Source organism: Filimonas effusa, assembly GCF_004118675.1.
GTDB classification, from domain to species: Bacteria; Bacteroidota; Bacteroidia; order Chitinophagales; family Chitinophagaceae; genus Filimonas; species Filimonas effusa.
This window is the reverse complement of record NZ_SDHZ01000011.1, coordinates 1-1,014: the sequence shown is the minus strand read 5'-3', so window position 1 is coordinate 1,014 and position 1,014 is coordinate 1. Positions and strand designations below refer to the sequence as shown.

Annotated in this window: 1 rRNA gene; it reads right to left on the bottom strand. The window is 49.5% G+C overall.

Annotation, left to right across the window (positions count from 1 at the left end):
- Positions 1-8 precede the first annotated feature (8 nt).
- Positions 9-1,014 (bottom strand): 23S ribosomal RNA (locus ESB13_RS23645); the annotation flags it as partial.

The window sequence follows — 1,014 nt, the reverse complement described above, 5'->3', positions numbered from 1 at the left end:
TATAGAAAAAAATTAAAGCTTACGGGCAATTAGTACTACTCGACTTCGTTGTTACCAACCTTACATCTGTAGCCTATCAACGTCATAGTCTTTGACGACCCTTAAAAGGAAACTCATCTTGAGGTAGGTTTCACGCTTAGATGCTTTCAGCGTTTATCCTGTCTGTACGTAGCTACTCAGCATTACACCTGGCGGCATAACTGATTCACCAGCGGTACATGCGACCCGGTCCTCTCGTACTAAGGTCACGTCCTCTCAATTTCCTAGCGCCCACCACAGATAGGGACCGAACTGTCTTGCGACGTTCTGAACCCAGTTCACGTGCCACTTTAATCGGCGAACAGCCGAACCCTTGGGACCTTCTCCAGCCCCAGGATGTGACGAACCGACATCGAGGTGCCAAACCTTACCGTCGATATGAGCTCTTGGGTAAGATCAGCCTGTTATCCCCGGAGTACCTTTTATCCTTTGAGCGATGGCCCTTCCATGCAGAACCACCGGATCACTTTAGCCAGCTTTCGCTCCTGCTCGACGCGTCTGTCTCACAGTCAAGCACCCTTTTACTAATGCGCTCTTCATACGATTACCAACCGTATTGAGGGTACCTTTGCGAGCCTCCGTTACTTTTTAGGAGGCGACCACCCCAGTCAAACTACCCACCATGCAATGTCCCCATTCTCAGGGTTAGGTTCTAAGTAACAAAAGGTTGGTATTTCAACGTTGACTCCTCAACCCCTGGCGAGGCTGACTCATAGTCTCCCAACTATCCTACACATTTGTTACTCAAAATCAATGCAAAGTTGTAGTGAAGGTTCACGGGGTCTTTCCGTCCCGTGGCGGGTAACCGGCATCTTCACCGATACTACAATTTCACCGGGCTCGTGGAGGAGACAGTGTTCAACTCATTAGACCATTCGTGCAGGTCGGAACTTACCCGACAAGGAATTTCGCTACCTTAGGACCGTTATAGTTACGGCCGCCGTTTACCGGGGCTTCAGTCAGAAGCTTTGGATT